The sequence below is a fragment of the Saccharothrix algeriensis genome, assembly GCF_016907655.1.
Lineage (GTDB): Bacteria > Actinomycetota > Actinomycetes > Mycobacteriales > Pseudonocardiaceae > Actinosynnema > Actinosynnema algeriense.
The window spans coordinates 1,723,292-1,743,062 of sequence record NZ_JAFBCL010000001.1; the positions used below are offsets into that span (position 1 = coordinate 1,723,292).

Below are 19,771 nucleotides of genomic sequence, written 5' to 3' on the forward strand. Positions count from 1 at the left end.
CCGCCGCGGCGCCCGGCGGCGCGGCCCGGCGGCGTTGGGACATGCGAATGCCCTCGTGGTGGTGACCGGCGAGGGCAGCGACAGCCTACCCGCTGCGCCCGCGACACCCGGGCTCCGATGCCGCGAAATGACCCGCGATGCACCATGCTTGGCGTTGCGATGGGTCCGCCGGGTGAGGGAGCAGCGCGCAGCACGGCCCGGAAGGGGCCGCTGCGCCTGTTGGCGCGCACGCTGTCCAAGGCGTGGGAGGGCAGCATCTTCTCCGAGGCCGCCGAGGCGGCGTTCTGGCAGACGCTGTCGTTCCCGCCGCTGCTGCTGGGCCTGCTGGGCTCGATGGGCTACCTCGGGGACTGGCTGGGCCCCGAGGTGGTCAGCGCGGTCAAGGACCGGATCATCTCGTTCTGCCAGACGATCTTCAGCCGGGACGTGGTCAACGACGTGATCACCCCCACCGTCGACCAGATCCTGACCACCGGCAAGGGCGAGATCGTCTCGGTGGGCTTCCTGATCTCGCTGTGGGCGGGCTCGTCGGCCATGTCGTCCTTTGTGGACGCGATCACCGCGGCGCACGACCAGTACGGCGTGCGCAACGAGGTGTGGCAGCGGATCTTCGCGCTGCTGCTCTACGTGGCGAGCCTGGTGCTGCTGATCGTCGGGCTGCCGGTGCTGGCGCTGGGGCCGGACCTGCTGCTGCTGGTGTTCCCGACCGGGTGGCGGCCGACGATCGAGTTCTGGCTGAGCGCCTTCTACTACCCGGGCATCGCGGTCCTGCTGGTGCTGGCGCTGGCGGGCCTGTACAAGCTGTCGCTGCCGAACAAGCTGCCCTGGCACCGGCTGGTCCCGGGGGCCGTGCTGGCGATGGCGGTGTTCGTGCTCTCCTCGATCGGGCTGCGGCTCTACATCCAGTGGATCACCACGACCGGGTACACCTACGGCGCGCTGGCCACGCCCATCGCGTTCCTGCTGTTCGCCTTCTTCATCGGGTTGGCCATCACCATCGGGGCCTACTTCAACAGCGCCGTGCAGGAGATGTGGCCGGCCCGGATGACCCGCCGGCAGCGGCGGCGGTGGCGGCGGCTGGAACTGGAGCGGGCCGCCGAGCGCATTCGGGCCGACGAGGGCAGGGCCGCCTGGGCGTTGCGCGGGAACGCGGCCGGCCGGCGGGAGGCGAACGGCGGCACCCCGGTCGCCGGGAAGTCCGCCGACGACGATTCCGCCGCCGGGAGATCCACCGACGAAAAATCCGCCGACGAAAAATCCACGGCCGCCGAAAGGACTGCGGATCGGGCGCCCGGAATCGGGGAACCCGCCGCCGGAGAACTCCCCGCCGACCGGCCCGCGACCGGCGGCGCGCCGCCGGGAGAGGGCGGCGGGGCGGCCCGGGGCGCGTCGGCGGCGCGGGACGAGAGGCGCGGCGCGGCGCGCACCTGGCCGTTCGGGACCGACCGCAGGCGCTGATCACCGGGCACGGGCGCGCCCGGCCGCGCGGCGGCGGGGGTGGTCAGCCTCGGGCCCCGGCGCCTGGTCGGGGAGCCGGGGCGTGGGGGGTGCGGCGGGTCAGCTCACTGGCCGCCGCCGCCCTTGGGCAGGCCGTCGTAGATCTTCTTGCACTCCGGGCAGACGGGGGATCCGGGCTTCGGCGACTTGGTCACCGGGAAGACCTCGCCGCAGAGGGCCACCACGTGCGTGCCCATGACCGCGCTCTCCGCGATCTTGGCCTTGCGCACGTAGTGGAACATCTTCGGGGTGTCGTCCCCGGTGTGGTCCGTGCCTTCCGGCCGGGTCTCGACGTCGGGGAGGGTCTGCGTGCTCACGCGCCCAGCTTACCTGGGATGATGGCCCCTCGTGACTACGCCGAGCATCACCGAAGAGGTGCGCACCGCCCTGGCCGAGGACCGGCCCGTCGTCGCGCTGGAGTCCACCATCCTGTCGCACGGGCTGCCGCCGGGGCGCAACCGCGAGGTCGCCGCGCGCCTGGAGCGGGTGGTGCGGGAGGCGGGCGCGGTGCCCGCGACGATCGCCGTGCTCGGCGGCGTGGCCAGGGTCGGGCTGTCCGCCGCCGAGCTGGACCACGTCTGCGACCCGGCCAACGACCTGGTCAAGCTCTCCCGGCGGGACCTCGGGCCCGCGTTCGCGCTGCGGCGCGACGGCGCGACGACGGTCGCGGCCACCGCCGCGCTCGCCCACGCCGCCGGGATCGGGGTGTTCGCCACCGGCGGGCTGGGCGGTGTGCACCGCGGCGCCCGCGAGAGCTGGGACGTGTCCGCCGACCTGGGCGTGCTGGCCACCACGCCGGTGCTGGTGGTCTGCTCGGGGGTGAAGTCGGTCCTCGACGTCGGCGCCACGCTGGAGCTGCTGGAGACCGGGTCGGTGCCGGTCCTCGGGTACCGGACGGACGCGTTCCCCGCGTTCTACCGGCGCGAGTCCGGTTTCGGCGTGCCGTGGCGGGTGGACTCGGCGGCCGAGGCGGCGGCGGTCGTGGCCGCGCACCGGGCGGCCGTGCCGGGCACGGCCGGGGTGCTGCTGGCCAACCCGGTCCCGCACGCGTCCGAGATGCCCGCCGACCTGCACGACCGGCTGCTGGCCGAGGGCCTGGAGCTGACCCGCGACGTGCGCGGCAAGGACGTCACGCCCGCGCTGCTGGAGCACTTCCACGGGGCCAGCGGCGGCGCGAGCCTGGACGCCAACGAGGCGCTCGTGCTGTCCAACGCCGCGCTGGCCGCGGAGGTGGCCGTGGAGCTGGCCCGGTGACCGCGGTCGTCGTGGTCGGGGACGCCGGGCTGGACGTGGTCGCCCGGCACCGCGGGCCGATCGTGCACGGCGGCGACTCGCGGGCCTCGGTGACGATCGGGCCCGGCGGGGCCGGGGCGAACACGGCCGCCTGGCTGGCCGCGTGCGGCGCGTCGCCGACGCTGGTCGCGCGGGTGGGCGCGGACGCGGCGGGGCGGCAGGTGCGCGCCGAGCTGACCGCGGCGGGCGTGCGGTGCGCGTTCGCCGTCGACCCCGAGCGGGCCACCTGCTGCGTGGTGGTGCTGGTCGACGGGACCGGTCAGCGCAGCATGCTGCCCGACCGCGGGGCCAACGCCCGGTTCTCCCCCGAGGACCTCGACCCGGGGCTGCTCGCCGGCGCGCGCCACCTGCACCTGTCGGGGTACGTGCTGCTGGACGCGACCTCGCGGCCCGCCGGGCTGGCCGTGCTGGCCGCGGCGCGGCGGGCGGGGCTGACGACGTCGGTGGACCCGCAGTCGGCCGCGCTGGTCCACGACGGGTTCCTGGACGACGTGCGGGGCGTGGACCTGCTGCTGCCCAACGCCGAGGAGCTGGCCGCGCTCACCGGTTCCACCGCGCCGTCGGCGGCGTCCGCGCTGCTCGGCGCGGTGGGCGCGGTGGCGCTGACGTCGGGGGCGGGCGGGGCCTCCTGGGTCGACCGGGACGGGGTCGTCTCGGTGCCCGCGCTGCCGGTCGGGTGCGTCGACTCGACGGGCGCCGGTGACGCGTTCGACGCCGGTCTGCTGGCCGCGTGGCTGGCGGGGGCGTCCCGGCGCGACGCCCTGCTCGGCGGCGTGCGCGCGGCGGCGCGCGCCGTCTCCGCCGCAGGGGCTCAGCCCTCGATCACCTGATGGCCGCGGGCTTCGAGGGCCCGGTGCTCCTTGACGAAGCGGTTGGCCCTCTCCGCCTTGCGGGGCGGGCGGTCGTTCGCGATCAGCACCGCCATCCACGGCAGCGGCACCGACAGCACGAGGAAGGCCAGGGCCAGCCACCAGGTCTGGTAGAACACCATCGCCAGGACGAGGCACGGGATGCGCGCGCCCATCATGATCGCGTACTTGCGCTTGCGCGCGGCGTGCTGGTCTTCGTAGGAGGGTGCCGCTTCGGTGATGAGCACCGGTGTGCCGTCGCGCTCGTGGTCGGCCATGCCTCCATCGTCCCACTTCGCGGTACCGGCCGACACCTGTCGGCATGGGATTTCGGGCACTCGTGGCAGCGGGCGGGCGCCCCGGCGCGCCCGCACCGGGAGCCGGTGGGGCGCCCCGGCCCGGCGCGGGGCCCGTGACCTGGCCGGACCACGCGATCGGCGGCTACCCGCCCGCACCGGACCCGGACTGACCGTACGATCCGACCGTGGTGGCCCTTGATCGCCTCGTGGACGTGCTCGGCAGCCTGGGCACGCACCTGAGCTGCGCGCCCCGGGGCCGCGAGGTGGAGCTGCGGGGCGTCGCCCTGCACGACCCGACCGAGCCCGCCACCGTCGCGCCGGACGACGTGCTGCTCGGCCTCGGCGTCCCCTCCCCCGCCGCCGCGGCCCGGCTGGTCGCGTCGACGACCGCGGCGGCGGTCGTGCTGCACGGCGCGCCGCCGCTGGACGAGCGGGTGGTCGCGGCGGCGAGGCGGTCGGGCGCCGCGGTGCTGCTGGTCGACCCGTCGGTGCCGTGGGGCCAGCTGGCCAACGTGGCGCAGACGCTGGTGCTCAGCGGGCAGCGCAAGGGCTCGGGCGACCTGTTCGCCGTGGCCGACGCCATCGCGGCGGTCGTCGGCGGCCCGGTGACCATCGAGGACCAGCAGTCGCGCGTGCTGGCCTACTCCTACCGGCAGCAGGGCGTCGACCAGGTCCGGGTGCAGACCATCCTCGGCCGGCGGGTGCCCGAGGAGGCCCGGCAGGCGCTGGACGACTACGGCGTGTTCACCCACCTCGCCCGGTCCGACGAGCCGCTGTTCGTGCCCAAGCTCACCGACCAGCTCGGCGGGCGGCTGGTGGCCGCCGTCCGGGCGGGCCGGGAGCTGCTCGGCTCGGTGTGGGTGGAGGTCGACGCCGACGTGGGCGCCGGCCGGCACGCGGCGCTGCAGGACGGCGCGCGCACGGCCGCCCTGCACCTGCTGCGCGCGCGGGCGGGCGCGGACCTGGAGCGCCAGGCGGAGGCGGACCTGGTGATCGGCGCGCTGGACGGCGGCGAGCCCGCGAACCTGGCGCGGCTCGGGCTGCCGGCCGGCGACCTGCGGGTGATCGCCGTGCAGGCGCACGCGGGCGAGGGCGAGCACGGCGCGGCGCTGCTCGCGTTCGAGCGGGCCACCGCGGGGTTCGGCTGGTCGCGGCCGGGGCGCAGCGCGCTGTTCGGCAACGTCCTGTACACGGTGCTGCCGTGCGGCGAGGACCCGGCGGCGGCCGTCGACTGGGTGCGGGCGCTGACCCGCGAGCTGCCCGCCGAGGCGGTGGTCGAGGCGGGCATCGGGGGGCGCGCGGACGCCGCCCAGCTGCGCGCGTCGCGCGACGAGGCCGACGAGTGCCTGGCCCTGTCGCGGGGCGAGGCGGTCGTCTACGACCAGGCGTGGGCGCAGGTGCTGCTGCGCCGGCTGGCGACGGTGGCGGAGGCCGGGCGGCTGCCCGCGCGCGGGCCGGTGGCCGACCTGGTGGCGCACGACCGGGTGTTCGGCACCCAGTACGCGATGACGCTGCGGGCCTGGCTGGCGGCGCAGGGCGACGCGCGGGAGGCGGCCCGCGCGCTGTCGGTGCACCCGAACACGCTGCGGTACCGGATGCAGCGGATGGCCGAGGTCACCCCGCTGCCGCTGGACGACCCGGACCAGCGGCTGGCCATGGCGATCGCGCTGGCCGTCGGCGCGCGCCGCGACTGACCGGGCCGCCCGGCCCCGGCCGCCGGTCCGCCCCGCGACCGGCCACCCGCGCGGGCGGCGGGCGCGCGGGCGCGGGAGTATGGGCTGTGCTTCCCGATCTCTCCACTGAGCTGACCGCGCGGCTGCGCGGCGCATTCCGCAACGCCGGGTACGACGCCGACGGGGTGGTGGGCGCGCTCGGCCCGCAGGCGCACGCCGCCCTGGGCCGCGGCGAGCCGGAGGCCGCCCGCCGGGCCGCGCGCGACGCGGGCCCGCTGGGCACGCTGATCCGGCTGTTCCTGCTCGGCGACGCCGAGGACCCCGCCGACGTGGCCGGGGCCCTGGCCGGGCTGGACGTGGAGCAGGCGCTCGAGGCGCAGGTCCTGCGGCCCTGCGGCGACCGGCTGCGGGCCGGGCTGGACATCCGCCCGTACGGCGACGAGGACGGCTCCTGGTGGGTCGTCGCGGACCTGGACGCCGACCAGCGCGGCGGACCGGTGCCCGCCGACCACGTGCTGGGGGTGGGCCACGCGTCGATCAGCCTGGCCAGGGCCACGTCCCGCCGCCCGGTGGGCGCCCTGCTCGACCTGGGCACGGGCTGCGGCGTCCAGGCCCTGCACGCGAGCCGGCACGCGGAGCGGATCACCGCCACCGACGTGTCCGAGCGCGCGCTGCGGCTGGCCCGGGCCACCTTCCGGCTCAACGAGGTCGACGTGGAGCTGCGGCGGGGCGAGTGGTTCGCGCCCCTGCGCAACCGCAGGTTCGACCAGGTGGTGTGCAACCCGCCGTTCGTGGTCGGGCCGCCGCGGGTGGACTACGTCTACCGCGACTCCGGCCTGGCCGGAGACGACGCGAGCGCGCTGGTGGTCCGGCAGCTGCCCGCGTTCCTGGCGGAGGGCGGCGTCGGCCAGCTGCTGGCGTCCTGGCTGCACCGCAGGGGCGAGGACTGGGCCGACCGGGTCTCCGGTTGGCTGCCCGGGAACGTCGACGCGTGGTTCGTGCAGCGGGACGTGGCCGACCCTGCGCTGTACGTGGGCACCTGGCTGCGCGACGCGGGCGTGGACCCCCGGTCGGACGAGGGGCGGGCCAAGGCCGGCGCGTGGCTGGACTGGTTCGCCGAGAACGACGTCGAGGGCGTCGGTTTCGGCTTCGTCACGCTGCGCCGCACCGACGCCGCGCACCCCGACGTGGTGTGCGAGGACCTGCGCCACGCCTACGACGACCCGCTGGGCCCGGAGTCGGCGGCCTGGCTGGACCGCGTCCGGTGGCTGCGCGAGCACGACGACGACGAGCTGCTGGCCACCCGCTTCACCGTGCCCGGCTCCGTCGTGCTGGAGGAGGTCTCGGCGCCGGCGGACGAGGGCTGGGCGGCGGTCGTGCGCCGCCTGCACCGCACCGACGGCCCCGGCTGGCAGCACGAGCTGGACGAGACCGCCGCGCGCCTGCTGGCGGGTATGCGGGGCGTGCTGCCGCTGCGGGACCTGGTGGCGCTGCTGGCCTACGCCGAGGGCCTGGACGCCGACGCGCTCGCCGGGGCGGCGCTGCCGGTCGTGCGGGAGCTGGTGCGGCACGGCATGGTGGCGCCGGCGTGAGGGCGGTCGTGGCGCGCGTCACCGAGGCGGAGGTGGCGGTCGACGGCGTCCGCGTCGGGGCGATCGCGGAGCCGGGCCTCCTGGTGCTGCTGGGCGTCCACGTCGACGACACCGCCGACAAGGCCCCGCTGATGGCCCGCAAGCTGCACGAGCTGCGGGTCCTGCGGGACGAGGGGTCGTGCGCCACGACCGGCGCGCCGCTGCTGGTCGTGAGCCAGTTCACGCTCTACGGCGAGACGCGCCGGGGCAGGCGGCCGTCGTGGTCGGCCGCCGCCCGCCCGGAGGACGCGGAGCCGTTGGTCGACGCGGTGGTGCGGGAACTGCGCCACCGGGGCGCCCGAGTGGAAACCGGGCGGTTCGGCGCGATGATGTCCGTGCGCAGTGCGAACGACGGCCCGTTCACCGTGCTGGTCGAACTCTAGCCGCTTCTCAGGCAATCCTCAGGATTCGCGGCGCAACCGCTGTGACGGCAGTGACGTCTCCAGATCGGGGACACGGGAACCATTTCGCTCCGGTCGACGTTTCCCCCAGTGACACAGGCCGAAAGGCGACGCCGCGCAGCGCAGCGCGGGATGCGTGACCGCACTGCCAGCCCGCGACAAGGGGGAGGGAAGCTCCATGACCGTCCCGAAGTTGCTCGACCGCGAGGTCGGGAACGAGACGACCACCACGAGCGCCGAGTTGGACCTCGACGCCCAGGGACCGGCCGCCGACCTGGTTCGGGTCTACCTGAACGGCATCGGCAAGACAGCGCTGCTGACGGCGGCCGAGGAAGTGGAACTCGCGAAGCGCATCGAGGCGGGGGTCTTCGCGCAGCACGTGCTGGAGACGGGGGCCGGGCTGTCCGCGACGCGCCGCGGGGAACTGCGCGCGCTGGTGCGCGACGGCCACGTGGCGAAGAACCACCTCCTCGAAGCGAATCTGCGGTTGGTCGTTTCGCTCGCGAAGCGGTACACCGGCCGTGGAATGCCGCTGCTGGACCTGATCCAGGAAGGCAACCTGGGCCTGATCCGCGCGGTGGAGAAGTTCGACTACACCAAGGGCTTCAAGTTCTCGACCTACGCGACGTGGTGGATCCGCCAGGCGATCACCCGCGGAATGGCCGACCAGGGTCGCACCATTCGCCTCCCGGTCCACCTGGTGGAGCAGGTGAACAAGCTCGCGCGGATCAAGCGGGACCTGCACCAGCAACTCGGGCGGGAAGCGACCAACGAGGAATTGGCGCGCGAATCGGGGCTGTCCCCGGAGAAGGTTTCCGACCTGCTCGACCACGCGCGCGACCCGGTGAGCCTGGACATGCCGGTCGGCGCCGAGGAGGACGCCCCGCTGGGCGACTTCATCGAGGACTCCGACGCGACCGACGCCGAGAGCGCCGTGATCTCCGGGCTGCTGCAGGACGACCTGCGCCGGGTGCTGGCGACGCTGGAGCAGCGGGAGCAGGCGGTGATCCGGCTGCGCTACGGCCTGGAGGACGGCCAGCCGCGCACGCTGGACCAGATCGGCAAGCGGTTCGGGCTGTCCCGGGAGCGGGTGCGCCAGATCGAGCGCGAGGTCATGTCCAAGCTGCGCCAGGGCGATCGCGCGGCCAAGCTGCGGGCCTACGCCAGCTGATCGCGCATCACCCGTTCGGCCGGGTTGACCGGTGACCGCGGTCACGGCACGGTCGCGTGGTACACGAGCTTTGCGACCTCCCCCGCCCCATCGCGCGGGGGTCGTCGCACGCCGAGGAAGGTCGGGGCGGTCGGGGGCCGGCCCGGCCTTCCGCGTTTCCGCCGGTCCCCGGCGGCCGTGCGGGGCCGGGGTCCCCGCGGCGCGCGACCGGGGGTCGCCGGCGCGCGGGCGGGTCGCACGACGCGAATCACACCGCGGCGGGCGCACCGGACCGGGCCGCGGGGTATAGGTTCGTCCGAACCCGAACGCCCGCAAGGGAGCCCGCGACGTGCCCGCCACCTTCCAGCACACCGATGTCCTTCCCCTCGCCGTGGACAGCAGCACGGAGTACCGCCTGGTCACGCCCGGCGGCGTGACGGCGGTCGAGGCCGCCGGCCGGACTTTCCTCCAGGTCGAGCCGGCCGCGCTGACCCTGCTCGCCAAGGAGGCGATCCGGGACATCCAGCACCTGCTGCGACCCTCGCACCTGGCGCAGCTGCGCGCGATCGTCGACGACCCGGAGGCCAGCGGCAACGACCGGTTCGTGGCCATGGACCTGCTGCGCAACGCGTGCATCTCGGCCGGCGGCGTGCTGCCGATGTGCCAGGACACCGGCACCGCGATCGTGATGGGCAAGCGCACCGAGTCGGTGCTGACCGGCGGCACGGACGAGGAAGCGCTCTCGCGCGGCATCTTCGAGGCGTACCAGGAGCTGAACCTGCGCTACTCGCAGATGGCGCCGGTGTCGTTCTGGGACGAGAAGAACACCGGCACCAACCTGCCCGCGCAGGTCGACCTGTTCGCCGCGCCCGGCACCGAGCCCCGCTACGAGTTCCTGTTCATGGCCAAGGGCGGCGGCTCGGCCAACAAGACGTTCCTGTACCAGGAGACCAAGGCGCTGCTGAACCCGGCGCGGCTGGCCCGGTTCCTGGACGAGAAGCTGCGCTCGCTGGGCACGGCGGCGTGCCCGCCCTACCACCTGGCCGTGGTGGTCGGCGGGCTGTCGGCGGAGCAGAACCTGAAGGTCGCGAAGCTGGCGTCCGCGCGCTACCTGGACGGCCTGCCGACCGCGGGCTCGGCGGCGGGCCACGCGTTCCGCGACGTCGACCTGGAGCAGCAGGTGCTGGAGCTGACCCGGAACTTCGGCATCGGCGCGCAGTTCGGCGGCAAGTACTTCTGCCACGACGTGCGCGTGGTCCGCCTGCCCCGGCACGGCGCGTCCTGCCCGGTCGGCATCGCCGTGTCGTGCTCGGCCGACCGGCAGGCCAAGGCGAAGATCACGCCGGAGGGCGTCTTCCTGGAGCAGCTGGAGCGCGACCCGGCGCGGTTCCTGCCCGAGGTGACCGGCGAGGACCTGTCCGACGAGGTCGTGCGCGTCGACCTGACCCGGCCGATGGCGGAGATCCGCGCGACGCTGGCCCGGCTGCCGGTCAAGACGCGCGTGTCGCTGACCGGCCCGCTGGTGGTGGCGCGCGACATCGCGCACGCGAAGATCAAGGAGCGCCTGGACGCGGGCGAGCCGGTGCCGCAGTACCTGAAGGACCACCCGGTGTACTACGCCGGGCCGGCCAAGACGCCGGAGGGCTACGCGTCCGGCTCGTTCGGGCCGACCACGGCCGGGCGCATGGACTCCTACGTGGAGCAGTTCCAGGCGGCGGGCGGCTCGCTGGTGATGCTGGCCAAGGGCAACCGGTCCCGGCAGGTGACCGACGCGTGCCGGACCCACGGCGGGTTCTACCTCGGCTCCATCGGCGGGCCGGCGGCTCGGCTGGCGCAGGACTGCATCCGCAAGGTCGAGGTCCTGGAGTACCCGGAGCTGGGCATGGAGGCGGTCTGGCGGATCGAGGTGGAGGACTTCCCGGCGTTCGTCGTGGTGGACGACAAGGGCAACGACTTCTTCGCCGAGACCTCCGCGCCGACGCTGCAGATCTCGTTCCGCAAGTAGCCCCGCGCGGGGTGCTCAGGCGGTGCGCTCCCGGGCCTCCAGCACGATCCGTCGGTCGCCCAGGGGCGCGTCCAGGGTGACGTCGACCGGCACCGGGAACAGCTCCTCGGTGCACACCCCGCCCTCCGGGCGGTGGTACGTCGTCACCAGCGTGATCAGCACCTGGTCGGCGGACTGGGCCTCGACCTCCGCCGAGGCGCGCTTGCAGCCGCCCGCGAGGCCGGCCACCTGCACCGTGCGCCCGTCCGGCGAGACCCACGCCTCGCGCCGGTAGGCGTCGGGCAGCGCGCTGCCGTCGACCTGCTCCGCCGGCACGGCCGTCGCGCCGGGCAGCGGCGGCGCGCTGGACTGCGGCGGCGGCCCGACCGGCGTCGACGCGGGCGGCGACGCCGTGACCGACGGGGTGGCCGACGCCGTGACCGACGCCGACGACGGTTCGGTCGACGGGGTGAACGGGGGCGACCCCGAGGGCGACCCGTCCCCACCGCACCCGGCCGCGATGAGCACCGCGAGGACGACCACGACTTTGACGTTCCTCATAACGCCAGGACGGTACCGGCGCGCGCCGGGTCGCACCGGGGGCGGCGCCCGGTCGGCGGAGGGGTGGGCCGACCGGGCGCCGGGGACGGGACGGCTACTTCTGGTCCTGCCGGGTGCTGAGCACCACGGTGCGGTCGCCCAGCGGCGCGTCCAGCTCGACGGCCAGCGGTGGGTACCGGATGTCCATGGTGCACACCTGCGCGTCCGCCGGGACGGTCTCGACCACGACCAGCTCGACGGTCTGCGGCCCCTGCCCGGCGATCTCGACGCTCGCCTTGCCGCAGCCGCCCTCCTGGCCGATCAGCCCCACCTTGCGGCCGTCGCCCTCCGTCCACACGGTGCGCGGCATGCCCTCGGGCACGGCGGTGGCGTCGAGCTTGGCCGGCGGCACTTCCGTGCCGCCCGGCGGCACCGGGCTCTCGGACTCCGGCCCGGTCGAGGGCGGTGGTTCGGACGGTGCGGTGGTCAGCGTCGGACCGCCGCCGCTGCCCGCGTCCTGCGAGGGCTGGGACGAGGCGCAGCCGGCCAGCACGACGAGCAGCAGCGCTCCGGCGCCGATCGCGGTTCCTGTGCTTCTCATGTGCAGAGGACGGAGCCGACCGGGGGTGCGGTTGCTCCGCCCTTTTGACAGTTACCCGATCAGGGGAACACCGCTGCGGGGCCGCGCGGGCGACCTGCGGCCGGTCGCGGCCCGCGCGCACCGGGGCCACCCGCGCCGCGCCGCCCGGCGACAGCGGCTCGGCGGAACCGGGGCCGCACCCGGCGACCGGCGGCGACCGACCGGCTCCGGGGCCCCGACCGGCTCCGGAGCCCCGGGCGGCCCGGCGCCCGCGCGGCGGGCCGCCAGTCGCCTAGTCCACTGTGGACGATCAGGGGAGGGCGGAACCGCCGGTGCGCTGAATCGATCAGCCCCGGGCGCGGCGCGGACGGCCCGGCCCCCGCGCGGATCCCGACCGGACGCGTTCGCCGCGCACGTGCCGCGGCGGTCCGGGGCCGGCGCCGCGGTCGGTTCGAGGTCCTGCGGGAACTCGAACCGACCGCGGTCGCCGGCGGCCCGGAACCGCTGGAGCGCAACCCCGTCGACGACACCGCCGGGCACGGCCACGCGGGAGGCCGGCCGGAGGTGCGGTCGCGGGACGGGGCGCCGGTGGTGACCGACGCCCCGTCCCTACCGGGTCGAGGGGCTGTTCCGCCCGCTCCGCGGGATCGACCGGGTGCGGGCCGCGCACGAGCGCGGGTCGGGGCTCGGACCGTCCACTGTGCGCGCAGTCGCCGCTGCCCGCGGGGACGCGGTGACCGCGACCCCGCGGGCGGGCGGCGGGTTGGGAGTGACCGTCACGTTTGCCGGAGCGCGATGAGGAAGGCCCGGAATGGACGGTCCGCGAAGATCAATTCGGGGCCGGGGTGCTTGCTGTCGCGCACAACTGTGGCCGCGCGGGCGACGGCCAGCTCCACGCAGTTGTTCCCCGCGCCTGAATGCGAACTCCTACGCCACGTCTTCGTCGTGTTCATGTTTCCTTCAGTGCGGTTGCCAGTTTCCTGATCAGTGAAGCCGACTCCTTGGGCGACAGAGCGACCTCTCGTGCCATGTCCTCGAAGTGAAGCAGGTACTTCTCGACATCGGCGGGATTGTCCACCCACTTGCCTCCACCGGCGTACTCCAGGTACACGGAGGAGGGATCGCCGGCGTCGAAGCGGAGTGCGGTGGCCCCGCCACCCGACATCGTGCCGTAAGCCCCGGCGCCGAAGGGGATCACCTGGATGGTGACGTTGGTCTGCTTCGCCGTCTCCAGCAGGTGCGATAACTGGGCGAGCATGACCTCCCGCCCGCCCACGACCCGGTGCAGCGCGGCTTCGTCGATCACCGCGTGCAGCCGGAGGCCCGGCAGCCGGCGCTGCCGGCTCGCCAGCGCCGCGACCGCCTGGTCCACCGGTACCGACGGGTCCAGGAAGCGCTGCCCCGCCAGGCGCACGGCGGAGGCGTACGCGGCGGTCTGGAGCAGGCCCGGGATCACGATCATCTCGATGGTGAGCACCTCCGTCGCGTCCGCCTCCTGGCGCGCGTAGGTGCGCGCTTCGGGGGTGTACGCGGCGGCGTTGGCCAACCTGGTGCTGTCCTGCTTGGCGTCCTCCCACAGGGCTTCCGCTTCGCGCCGCTCGACGTCGGTCGCGCCGTACAGCCCGAGCAGCGCGCCCAGCTCGGTCCAACTGGGACTGATGTACCCGTTCTCCATCCGGGACAGCGTCGACTGCGTCTTGCGGGTGAGCGCGTGGTAGTCGATCTCGGTCTTGCCGGCCCGCTTGCGCAGCGCGTTGAGGAACTGCCCGAGCTTGCGCTTGCGTCGGGTTTGGACAGCTGCCATTCGGATCGCTCCTCGCTGAAAAGAACTGCGAACACCCTAGTCGGCCCACCGGCTGCCTCGAGTTCACTCGATGGAATGCTTATACGGTGCATAAGCACCCATTAAGATGAACCCCGCCGGTGGGGTTGCGCGGTCGCGGGTTGGGCGCTCGCGACGCACGCCACGCAGCACAGCCCCACCGGCCCGCGTCACCCCGTCGTCACCCCCCTCGCGACCGCAGTCGGTCCCCTGTACATCTCGCAGGTCCGGCCGCGGGACATCAAGGGATTTCACGACTCGCGCGAGGTGGGTCCGGCCTTCACCGCCCCCGGCCGGCGGTTGCGCAACCGCGCGACCGGGGCCGCGCGGTTGCGCAACCGCGCGACCGGTCACCGGTCCGACAGCACGCGGCTCATCCAGGTGGACGACTCGGCCTCGAAGCCGTGCCGCCGGTAGAAGCGGCGGGCCGCGTCGTTGGGCGCCTCGGTCTCCAGGAACACCTTGTGCACGCCCGCCTCCCGGCAGGCCGCCACGAGCGCGTCGACGACCCGGCCGCCCACGCCGCCGCCCCGGTTGCGCACGAAGAACTCGTCGAGCAGCGCGTCCCGGCCGCCGGACTCCAGGGAGTAGCCCCACGTCAGCACGGCGTAGCCGGTGTCGAACAACCAGACCTGCCCGTACCGGTCGTCGGCGAGCAGCGGTCCGAGGGCGGCCGTCAGGCGGTCTTCGTCGTACTCGTGCCCGTCCACGGCGTAGAACTCCCGCACCAGGGGCAGGATGTTCGGAAGGTCCGATGTGGAGGCTCGTCGGATCGTCACACCACGCAGCGCACACCGTTTCGGCGATCGACGCAACTCATTGGGCTGCCACCGGTCCACCCGAGGGACGCTCGTCTTGTGAATGCGTCACTGAACGCGCAGGTGGCGGTCGAATTTGGACCGTTCGAGTGAAAAATGCCCCGCAATTGTCGTACCCAGGGTTCATCATGGCCCCCATGGCAGACGCAATCGTGGCCGAAGGGCTGGTCAAGCGGTACGGGTCGGTGGTCGCCTTGGACGGCCTCGACCTCGTGGTCCCCGAGGGCACCGTCATGGGACTGCTCGGCCCCAACGGCGCGGGCAAGACGACTACGGTCCGCGTGCTCACCACGCTGCTGGAGCACGACGAGGGCCGGGCGAGGGTGGCGGGGCTGGACGTGGTGTCCGACGCCGCGGAGCTGCGCCGCCGCATCGGGCTGTCCGGCCAGTACGCGGCGGTCGACGAGAACCTGACCGGGTTCGAGAACCTCGACATGGTCGGGCGGCTCTACCACCTGGGCAAGAGGAGCAGCCGGGAGCGGGCGCGCGAGCTGCTGGAGCGGTTCGACCTGGTCGACGCCGCGGACCGCCCGGTGAAGGGCTACTCCGGCGGCATGCGCCGCCGGCTGGACCTGGCGGGCGCGCTGGTGGCGAAGCCGAGCGTGCTGTTCCTGGACGAGCCGACCACGGGCCTGGACCCGCGCAGCCGGCTGGGCATGTGGGACGTGATCGAGGAGCTGGTCGCGGGCGGCACCACGCTGCTGCTGACCACGCAGTACCTGGAGGAGGCCGACCGCCTGGCCGACGAGATCGCGGTCATCGACCACGGCCGCGTCATCGCGCTGGGCACCGCCGACGAGCTGAAGGCGCAGGTCGGCGGCGAGCGGCTGGAGCTGTCGGTGGGCTCGGCGCAGGACGCGGCCAAGGCCCGCGAGGTGCTCGCGCCGCTGGCGATCGGCGAGGTGGCGGTCGACGAGCGCGGCCACCGGCTGACCGTGCCGGTCGCGGGCGGCGCGGAGGTGCTGGTGGACGGCATCCGCCGGCTGGACGCCGAAGCGATCAAGGTGCTCGACATCGGGCTGCGCAGGCCGACGCTGGACGACGTGTTCCTGTCGCTGACCGGGCACGCCGCCGAGGAGGAGCAGGGGGAGCAGGGGGAATGAGCACCATCGTGCAGGCGCTGGGTGACGGCGCGGTCGTCGCCAAGCGAAATCTCATCAAGGTCAAGCGGGTGCCCGACCTGCTGGTCGCCTCGACGCTGGCGCCCATCATGTTCGTGCTGCTGTTCTCGTACGTGTTCGGCGGGTCGATCGACATCCCCGGCATGGACTACCGCGAGTTCCTGATGGCCGGGATCTTCGCGCAGACCATGGTGTTCGGCGCGACCATCACCGGCAGCGGCCTGGCCGACGACATGCAGAAGGGCGTCATCGACCGCTTCCGCTCGCTGCCGATGGCGCGCTCGGCGGTGCTGATCGGGCGGACGACGTCGGACCTGGCGAACAACGTCATCGTCATCACCGTGATGTCGGTCACCGGCCTGCTGGTGGGGTGGCGCATCCACTCGTCGTTCTTCGAGGCGCTGGCCGGTTTCGCGCTGCTGCTGCTGTTCGCCTACGCGGTGTCGTGGGGCATGGCGATCGTGGGCCTGATGGTGCGCAGCCCGGAGGTGTTCAACAACGCCAGCTTCATCGTGATCTTCCCGCTGACGTTCATCGCCAACACCTTCGTGCAGGAGAGCAGGCTGCCCGGCGTCCTGAAGGTCTTCGCCGAGTGGAACCCGGTCTCGGCGGTCACCCAGGCGGCCCGGGAGCTGTTCGGGAACACGAACCCCGCGTTCCCGCCGCCGGACGTCTGGTCGCTGCGGCACCCGGTCCTGATGACCCTGATCTGGGTGGTGGTCTTCCTGGCCGTCTTCGTGCCCCTGGCCACCCGCCAGTACCGCAAGGCGGTCAGCCGCTAGCCGGTCCCGGGCGCCCTCCCCGGGGGGCGCCCGGGACAGCCGGTTCACCGGGCGGCGGCCCGCCCCGGGTGGTGCACAGCGCGTCGGTCGGCGTGGGCGCCGGGTCGCCCTGCGCGACAGGTCCATTCGGGTGCAGCACGGCACGGGACGACCGGGGCGGAATGGGAAAGGGGGCGATGTGTTGCAGGTTGGAGAAAAGCGCTCCCGCTGATCGAGAGGTCGGGCCGGGATCGGCGGTGGGACGCGCGTCGCGCGGTCCGGGCGGCCGGTGCGCGCGGGTGCGGGCGTGCCGCGGCGAGGACGAGTGGCGGGGCGGGCCTACGCTTCGTGCCATGGCTGCGACCACGGTCCCCGGTGGGGTTGTCGACATCCGGCTCTGGGCCGACCCGGCCGAGGTCGAGGAACAGGCGCTGCGGCAGCTGCGCAACATCGCCTCGCTGCCCTGGGCGGTCAAGCACGTCGCCGTGATGCCGGACGTGCACTACGGCCTCGGCGCCACCGTCGGGTCCGTCATCGCGCTGAAGGACGCCGTGTCACCGGCGGCGGTCGGCGTGGACATCGGGTGCGGCATGACTGCGGTCCGGACGTCGCTGGGCGCCGACGACCTGCCGGCGAGCCTGCACCCGCTGCGCACCGCGCTGGAGGCGGCGGTGCCGGTCGGGTTCGCCGTGCACGACGAGCCGGTCGTCGCGCCCGACGCGTTCTGGGACGGGTTCGAGCGGCTGACCCCGTCCGTGCGGTTGGACCGGGCGCTGCGGCAGGTCGGCACGCTGGGCGGCGGCAACCACTTCCTGGAGGTCTGCCTGGACACCGACGACCGGGTCTGGGTCATGCTGCACTCCGGGTCCCGGGGCATCGGCAACGAGCTGGCCAAGCACCACATCTCGGTCGCCCGGAAGCTGGCGCACAACGCCGAGCTGCCCGACCCGGACCTCGCCGTGTTCCTCGCCGGCACGCCGGAGATGGCCGCCTACCGGCACGACCTGTACTGGGCGCAGGAGTACGCGCGGCGCAACCGGGCCGCGATGCTGGGGCTGGTCCGCGACGTGCTGCGGCGGTGGTTCCCCCGCATCGGCTTCGACGAGCCGATCAGCGCGCACCACAACTACGTCTCCGAGGAGCACCACTTCGGGGAGGACGTCCTGGTGACGCGCAAGGGCGCGATCCGGGCCCGCAAGGGCGAGCTGGGGATCATCCCGGGTTCGATGGGCACCGGCTCGTACATCGTGCGGGGCCTGGGCAACCCGGACTCCTTCGAGTCCGCCTCGCACGGCGCCGGGCGGCGGATGTCGCGGACGAAGGCCCGCAAGACGTTCACCGCCGCCGACCTCGCGGCGCAGACGGCCGGGGTCGAGTGCCGCAAGGACGCGGGCGTGGTGGACGAGATCCCGGCCGCCTACAAGGACTTGGACTCGGTCATCGCGCGGCAGAGCGATCTCGTGGAGGTCGTGACCCGGCTCAAGCAGGTGGTGTGCATCAAGGGCTAGACGAGGTTTGCCCCTGTACCGCAACGGAAACCCGGTGGGCATCGAGAGCCCTAGGAGGCAAAGATGTCCACCGGCACCATCATCGGCGTGGTCGTCGTCGTGCTGGTCGTCGTGGCGGCGATCGCCGTGCTGTCGCGGTTCTTCTTGCAGCGCAAGAGGTTGCGCACGAAATTCGGCCCCGAGTACGAGCGGGCGCTGGCGCGCAACGACAACCGGATGGCGGCGGAGCGGGAGCTGGTCGAGCGGGAGCGCGAGCACTCGAAGCTCGAACTGCGCCCGCTGACCCCGGTGACGCGCGAGAGCTACGCGCGCAACTGGACGCGCATCCAGGAGCAGTTCGTGGACGCGCCGTCCACCGCGGTGACCCAGGCGGACCGGCTGGTGACCGACCTGATGGCCGAACGCGGTTACCCCACCGAGGGGTACGAGCGGCAGGCTTCGCTGCTCTCCGTGGAGCACGCCGACACCCTCGACCACTACCACGAGGCGCACGCCATCTCCGAGCGGCAGGGCCGCGGTAAAGCGTCCACAGAGGACCTCCGGACGGCGATGGTGCACTACCGCACGTTGTTCCAGGACCTGCTGGAGGACGGATCGAAGGGCGGCGCCGAAGGCCGGGCCGCCGACCGGGCCGCTGACCACCGGACCCGCACGGAAGGAGCGCGGTGATGACCGAACGCCTCACGACCGAGGACCTCGTCCCGCACGGGAAGCGGGAGGACCGCGTTCCCGGGCACGAGCAGGGCGGCCAGGTCGCGTACGGCGGGCCGGAGGACGGCTACGACCACCGGGCCGACGACCACCGCGCCGACGACCGGCGGGTCGACGCCGCTCCGGTGGACTACGACCGGATCAGTGACGACCGGGTCGACGACGGCCGGGTCGACGACAGCCGAATTCACGACGGCGGGATCCACGACAACGGGATCCACGACAGCGGGATCCGCGACGGCGAGGTCCACGACAACGGGATCGACGGCCGCGGTCACGACGGCGGTCAGGTCGACGGCCACGTGGACGGCGACCGCGTGGACGGCGACCGGTTCGCGGCGGACGACCGCTTCGACGGCGAGCCGGCGCGCGAGCCCGCCGAGGGGCAGGCGGACGTCGAGCGGGGCGAGGGCGAAGCCCTCTTCACCACCGACGAGGCGGGCGGCTACCGGAGCGAGTGGCGTGCCCTGCAAGCGGACTTCGTGGACGACCCGCGTGACGCCGTGCGCCGGGCGGACGAGCTGGTCGCGCAGGTGATCCAGAGCCTGGCGACCACGTTTGCCGAGCACAAGCGCTCGCTGGAGGGGCAGTGGCAGGAAGGCGGGCAGGCCGACACGGAGGAGTTGCGGCTCGCGCTGCGGCGCTACCGCTCGTTCTTCGACCGCCTGCTGTCGGTGTGAGCCACCCCGTGGTGCGTCCGGCGACCCGGGCGCACCACGGGTGACGTCGCCCCTCAGCCGGGCAGCTCCCGGATCTCCATCTCCAGCACGTCGATCTCGTCGGTGATCGCCTCGTCCAGCATCCGGTCGAGCAGCTCCGAGCAGTCGTGCGCGTCCACGCCGAACCGCGGCACCTGCTCCCACCACACGGCGGGGTTGTTCCAGAACGACCCGGAACCCTGGTCGACGCCCGCGAGGCAGCGCAGCCGCAGGTCGTCCTCGGGCAACCGCCGGACGTAGTCGATGAACCGCGCGAGCGCCCGCGGGTCCCGGACCGGCACGGCGCCGTAGCCCCGCAGGCAGTCCTCCAGCTCCGCCAGGAACTCCTCTTTGAACGTCAAGGCACACCCCCCGCTTCCCCCGCGCCGTTGCGGGTGAGGAGCACTCACTTCCCGAGCACCAACGGTACTACCGC

21 protein-coding genes are annotated in these 19,771 nt (G+C 73.8%); 13 read left to right on the plus strand and 8 right to left on the minus strand.

Going from position 1 to position 19,771, the window contains the following annotated elements; translation table 11 throughout:
• Nucleotides 1–144 precede the first annotated feature (144 nt).
• A complete protein-coding gene (locus JOE68_RS07490) occupies nt 145–1,458 on the plus strand; it encodes a YihY/virulence factor BrkB family protein (RefSeq protein ID WP_372443274.1) in 1,314 nt (437 codons plus the stop codon).
• Nucleotides 1,459–1,562: 104 nt separating this feature from the next.
• On the opposite strand, the gene JOE68_RS07495 is transcribed toward JOE68_RS07490, so the two are convergent.
• Nucleotides 1,563–1,814, minus strand: a complete 252-nt coding sequence (locus JOE68_RS07495) for a DUF3039 domain-containing protein (protein WP_204841599.1) — start codon at nt 1,812–1,814, stop codon at nt 1,563–1,565.
• A gap of 31 nt (nt 1,815–1,845) precedes the next feature.
• On the opposite strand from JOE68_RS07495, the gene JOE68_RS07500 reads away from it, so the two are divergent.
• A complete protein-coding gene (locus JOE68_RS07500) occupies nt 1,846–2,751 on the plus strand; it encodes a pseudouridine-5'-phosphate glycosidase (protein ID WP_204841600.1) in 906 nt (301 codons plus the stop codon).
• On the plus strand, nt 2,748–3,620 hold the full coding sequence (locus JOE68_RS07505; RefSeq protein WP_204841601.1) for a PfkB family carbohydrate kinase: 873 nt from the start codon (nt 2,748–2,750) through the stop codon (nt 3,618–3,620). Before JOE68_RS07500 ends, JOE68_RS07505 begins: the two co-directional genes overlap by 4 nt.
• On the opposite strand, the gene JOE68_RS07510 is transcribed toward JOE68_RS07505, so the two are convergent.
• A complete protein-coding gene (locus JOE68_RS07510; RefSeq protein WP_204841602.1) occupies nt 3,602–3,916 on the minus strand; it encodes a DUF3099 domain-containing protein in 315 nt (104 codons plus the stop codon). The genes JOE68_RS07505 and JOE68_RS07510 overlap by 19 nt on opposite strands.
• 206 nt (nt 3,917–4,122) lie before the next feature.
• On the opposite strand from JOE68_RS07510, the gene JOE68_RS07515 reads away from it, so the two are divergent.
• The 5 genes from JOE68_RS07515 to JOE68_RS07535 all read left to right on the plus strand — a co-directional run bounded on the left by JOE68_RS07515 (nt 4,123) and on the right by JOE68_RS07535 (nt 10,797).
• The gene (locus JOE68_RS07515) at nt 4,123–5,631 is read left to right on the plus strand and encodes a PucR family transcriptional regulator (RefSeq protein WP_204841603.1); all 1,509 of its coding nucleotides are present in this window, start codon (nt 4,123–4,125) and stop codon (nt 5,629–5,631) included.
• An 86-nt stretch (nt 5,632–5,717) separates the two neighbouring features.
• A complete protein-coding gene (locus tag JOE68_RS07520; protein ID WP_204841604.1) occupies nt 5,718–7,202 on the plus strand; it encodes a DUF7782 domain-containing protein in 1,485 nt (494 codons plus the stop codon).
• Nucleotides 7,199–7,624 carry a D-aminoacyl-tRNA deacylase gene (gene dtd / locus JOE68_RS07525; RefSeq protein WP_204841605.1) on the plus strand — a complete coding sequence of 142 codons (426 nt, stop codon included), beginning with the start codon at nt 7,199–7,201 and terminating at the stop codon, nt 7,622–7,624. The genes JOE68_RS07520 and dtd overlap by 4 nt, the downstream gene beginning before the upstream one ends.
• 196 nt (nt 7,625–7,820) lie before the next feature.
• Nucleotides 7,821–8,813, plus strand: a complete 993-nt coding sequence (locus tag JOE68_RS07530) for a sigma-70 family RNA polymerase sigma factor (protein ID WP_204841606.1) — start codon at nt 7,821–7,823, stop codon at nt 8,811–8,813.
• A gap of 328 nt (nt 8,814–9,141) precedes the next feature.
• Entirely contained in the window at nt 9,142–10,797 is a 1,656-nt protein-coding gene (locus tag JOE68_RS07535) for a fumarate hydratase (RefSeq protein WP_204841607.1), read from the plus strand.
• A gap of 15 nt (nt 10,798–10,812) precedes the next feature.
• On the opposite strand, the gene JOE68_RS07540 is transcribed toward JOE68_RS07535, so the two are convergent.
• The 5 genes from JOE68_RS07540 to JOE68_RS07560 all read right to left on the minus strand — a co-directional run bounded on the left by JOE68_RS07540 (nt 10,813) and on the right by JOE68_RS07560 (nt 14,497).
• Nucleotides 10,813–11,337 carry a hypothetical protein gene (locus tag JOE68_RS07540; protein WP_204841608.1) on the minus strand — a complete coding sequence of 175 codons (525 nt, stop codon included), beginning with the start codon at nt 11,335–11,337 and terminating at the stop codon, nt 10,813–10,815.
• 94 nt (nt 11,338–11,431) lie between these two features.
• Complete coding sequence (locus tag JOE68_RS07545; protein ID WP_204841609.1) at nt 11,432–11,917, minus strand: hypothetical protein; 486 nt, start codon at nt 11,915–11,917, stop codon at nt 11,432–11,434.
• 755 nt (nt 11,918–12,672) lie between these two features.
• A complete protein-coding gene (locus JOE68_RS07550; RefSeq protein ID WP_204841610.1) occupies nt 12,673–12,849 on the minus strand; it encodes a DUF397 domain-containing protein in 177 nt (58 codons plus the stop codon).
• Nucleotides 12,846–13,700 carry a helix-turn-helix domain-containing protein gene (locus JOE68_RS07555; protein WP_204841611.1) on the minus strand — a complete coding sequence of 285 codons (855 nt, stop codon included), beginning with the start codon at nt 13,698–13,700 and terminating at the stop codon, nt 12,846–12,848. Before JOE68_RS07555 ends, JOE68_RS07550 begins: the two co-directional genes overlap by 4 nt.
• A 368-nt stretch (nt 13,701–14,068) precedes the next feature.
• Nucleotides 14,069–14,497: a GNAT family N-acetyltransferase gene (locus JOE68_RS07560; RefSeq protein WP_307819567.1), complete on the minus strand. Its 429-nt coding sequence runs from the start codon at nt 14,495–14,497 to the stop codon at nt 14,069–14,071.
• A 176-nt stretch (nt 14,498–14,673) separates the two neighbouring features.
• On the opposite strand from JOE68_RS07560, the gene JOE68_RS07565 reads away from it, so the two are divergent.
• The 5 genes from JOE68_RS07565 (at nt 14,674) to JOE68_RS07585 (ending at nt 19,317) form a co-directional block, all read left to right on the plus strand.
• On the plus strand, nt 14,674–15,639 hold the full coding sequence (locus JOE68_RS07565; protein ID WP_204841612.1) for an ATP-binding cassette domain-containing protein: 966 nt from the start codon (nt 14,674–14,676) through the stop codon (nt 15,637–15,639).
• A complete protein-coding gene (locus tag JOE68_RS07570; protein WP_204841613.1) occupies nt 15,636–16,439 on the plus strand; it encodes an ABC transporter permease in 804 nt (267 codons plus the stop codon). Before JOE68_RS07565 ends, JOE68_RS07570 begins: the two co-directional genes overlap by 4 nt.
• A gap of 332 nt (nt 16,440–16,771) precedes the next feature.
• Complete coding sequence (locus JOE68_RS07575) at nt 16,772–17,926, plus strand: RtcB family protein (RefSeq protein WP_204841614.1); 1,155 nt, start codon at nt 16,772–16,774, stop codon at nt 17,924–17,926.
• A 63-nt stretch (nt 17,927–17,989) separates the two neighbouring features.
• Nucleotides 17,990–18,595: a hypothetical protein gene (locus JOE68_RS07580; RefSeq protein ID WP_204841615.1), complete on the plus strand. Its 606-nt coding sequence runs from the start codon at nt 17,990–17,992 to the stop codon at nt 18,593–18,595.
• Entirely contained in the window at nt 18,595–19,317 is a 723-nt protein-coding gene (locus JOE68_RS07585) for a hypothetical protein (RefSeq protein WP_204841616.1), read from the plus strand. The genes JOE68_RS07580 and JOE68_RS07585 overlap by 1 nt, the downstream gene beginning before the upstream one ends.
• Nucleotides 19,318–19,370: 53 nt before the next feature.
• Here the strand turns inward: JOE68_RS07585 and JOE68_RS07590 are convergent, their stop codons facing one another.
• On the minus strand, nt 19,371–19,697 hold the full coding sequence (locus JOE68_RS07590) for a hypothetical protein (protein WP_204841617.1): 327 nt from the start codon (nt 19,695–19,697) through the stop codon (nt 19,371–19,373).
• Between the last annotated feature and the right edge of the window lie 74 nt (nt 19,698–19,771).

Bases quoted from the DNA above. Each gene is read 5' to 3' on its own strand.
- JOE68_RS07490 (WP_372443274.1), top strand. From the start codon at position 145: ATGCTTGGCGTTGCGATGGGTCCGCCGGGTGAGGGAGCAGCGCGCAGC.
- JOE68_RS07510 (WP_204841602.1), bottom strand. From the start codon at position 3,916: ATGGCCGACCACGAGCGCGACGGCACACCGGTGCTCATCACCGAAGCG.
- JOE68_RS07530 (WP_204841606.1), top strand. From the start codon at position 7,821: ATGACCGTCCCGAAGTTGCTCGACCGCGAGGTCGGGAACGAGACGACC.
- JOE68_RS07540 (WP_204841608.1), bottom strand. From the start codon at position 11,337: ATGAGGAACGTCAAAGTCGTGGTCGTCCTCGCGGTGCTCATCGCGGCC.
- JOE68_RS07545 (WP_204841609.1), bottom strand. From the start codon at position 11,917: ATGAGAAGCACAGGAACCGCGATCGGCGCCGGAGCGCTGCTGCTCGTC.
- JOE68_RS07550 (WP_204841610.1), bottom strand. From the start codon at position 12,849: ATGAACACGACGAAGACGTGGCGTAGGAGTTCGCATTCAGGCGCGGGG.
- JOE68_RS07555 (WP_204841611.1), bottom strand. From the start codon at position 13,700: ATGGCAGCTGTCCAAACCCGACGCAAGCGCAAGCTCGGGCAGTTCCTC.
- JOE68_RS07565 (WP_204841612.1), top strand. From the start codon at position 14,674: ATGGCAGACGCAATCGTGGCCGAAGGGCTGGTCAAGCGGTACGGGTCG.
- JOE68_RS07570 (WP_204841613.1), top strand. From the start codon at position 15,636: ATGAGCACCATCGTGCAGGCGCTGGGTGACGGCGCGGTCGTCGCCAAG.
- JOE68_RS07575 (WP_204841614.1), top strand. From the start codon at position 16,772: ATGGCTGCGACCACGGTCCCCGGTGGGGTTGTCGACATCCGGCTCTGG.
- JOE68_RS07580 (WP_204841615.1), top strand. From the start codon at position 17,990: ATGTCCACCGGCACCATCATCGGCGTGGTCGTCGTCGTGCTGGTCGTC.
- JOE68_RS07585 (WP_204841616.1), top strand. From the start codon at position 18,595: ATGACCGAACGCCTCACGACCGAGGACCTCGTCCCGCACGGGAAGCGG.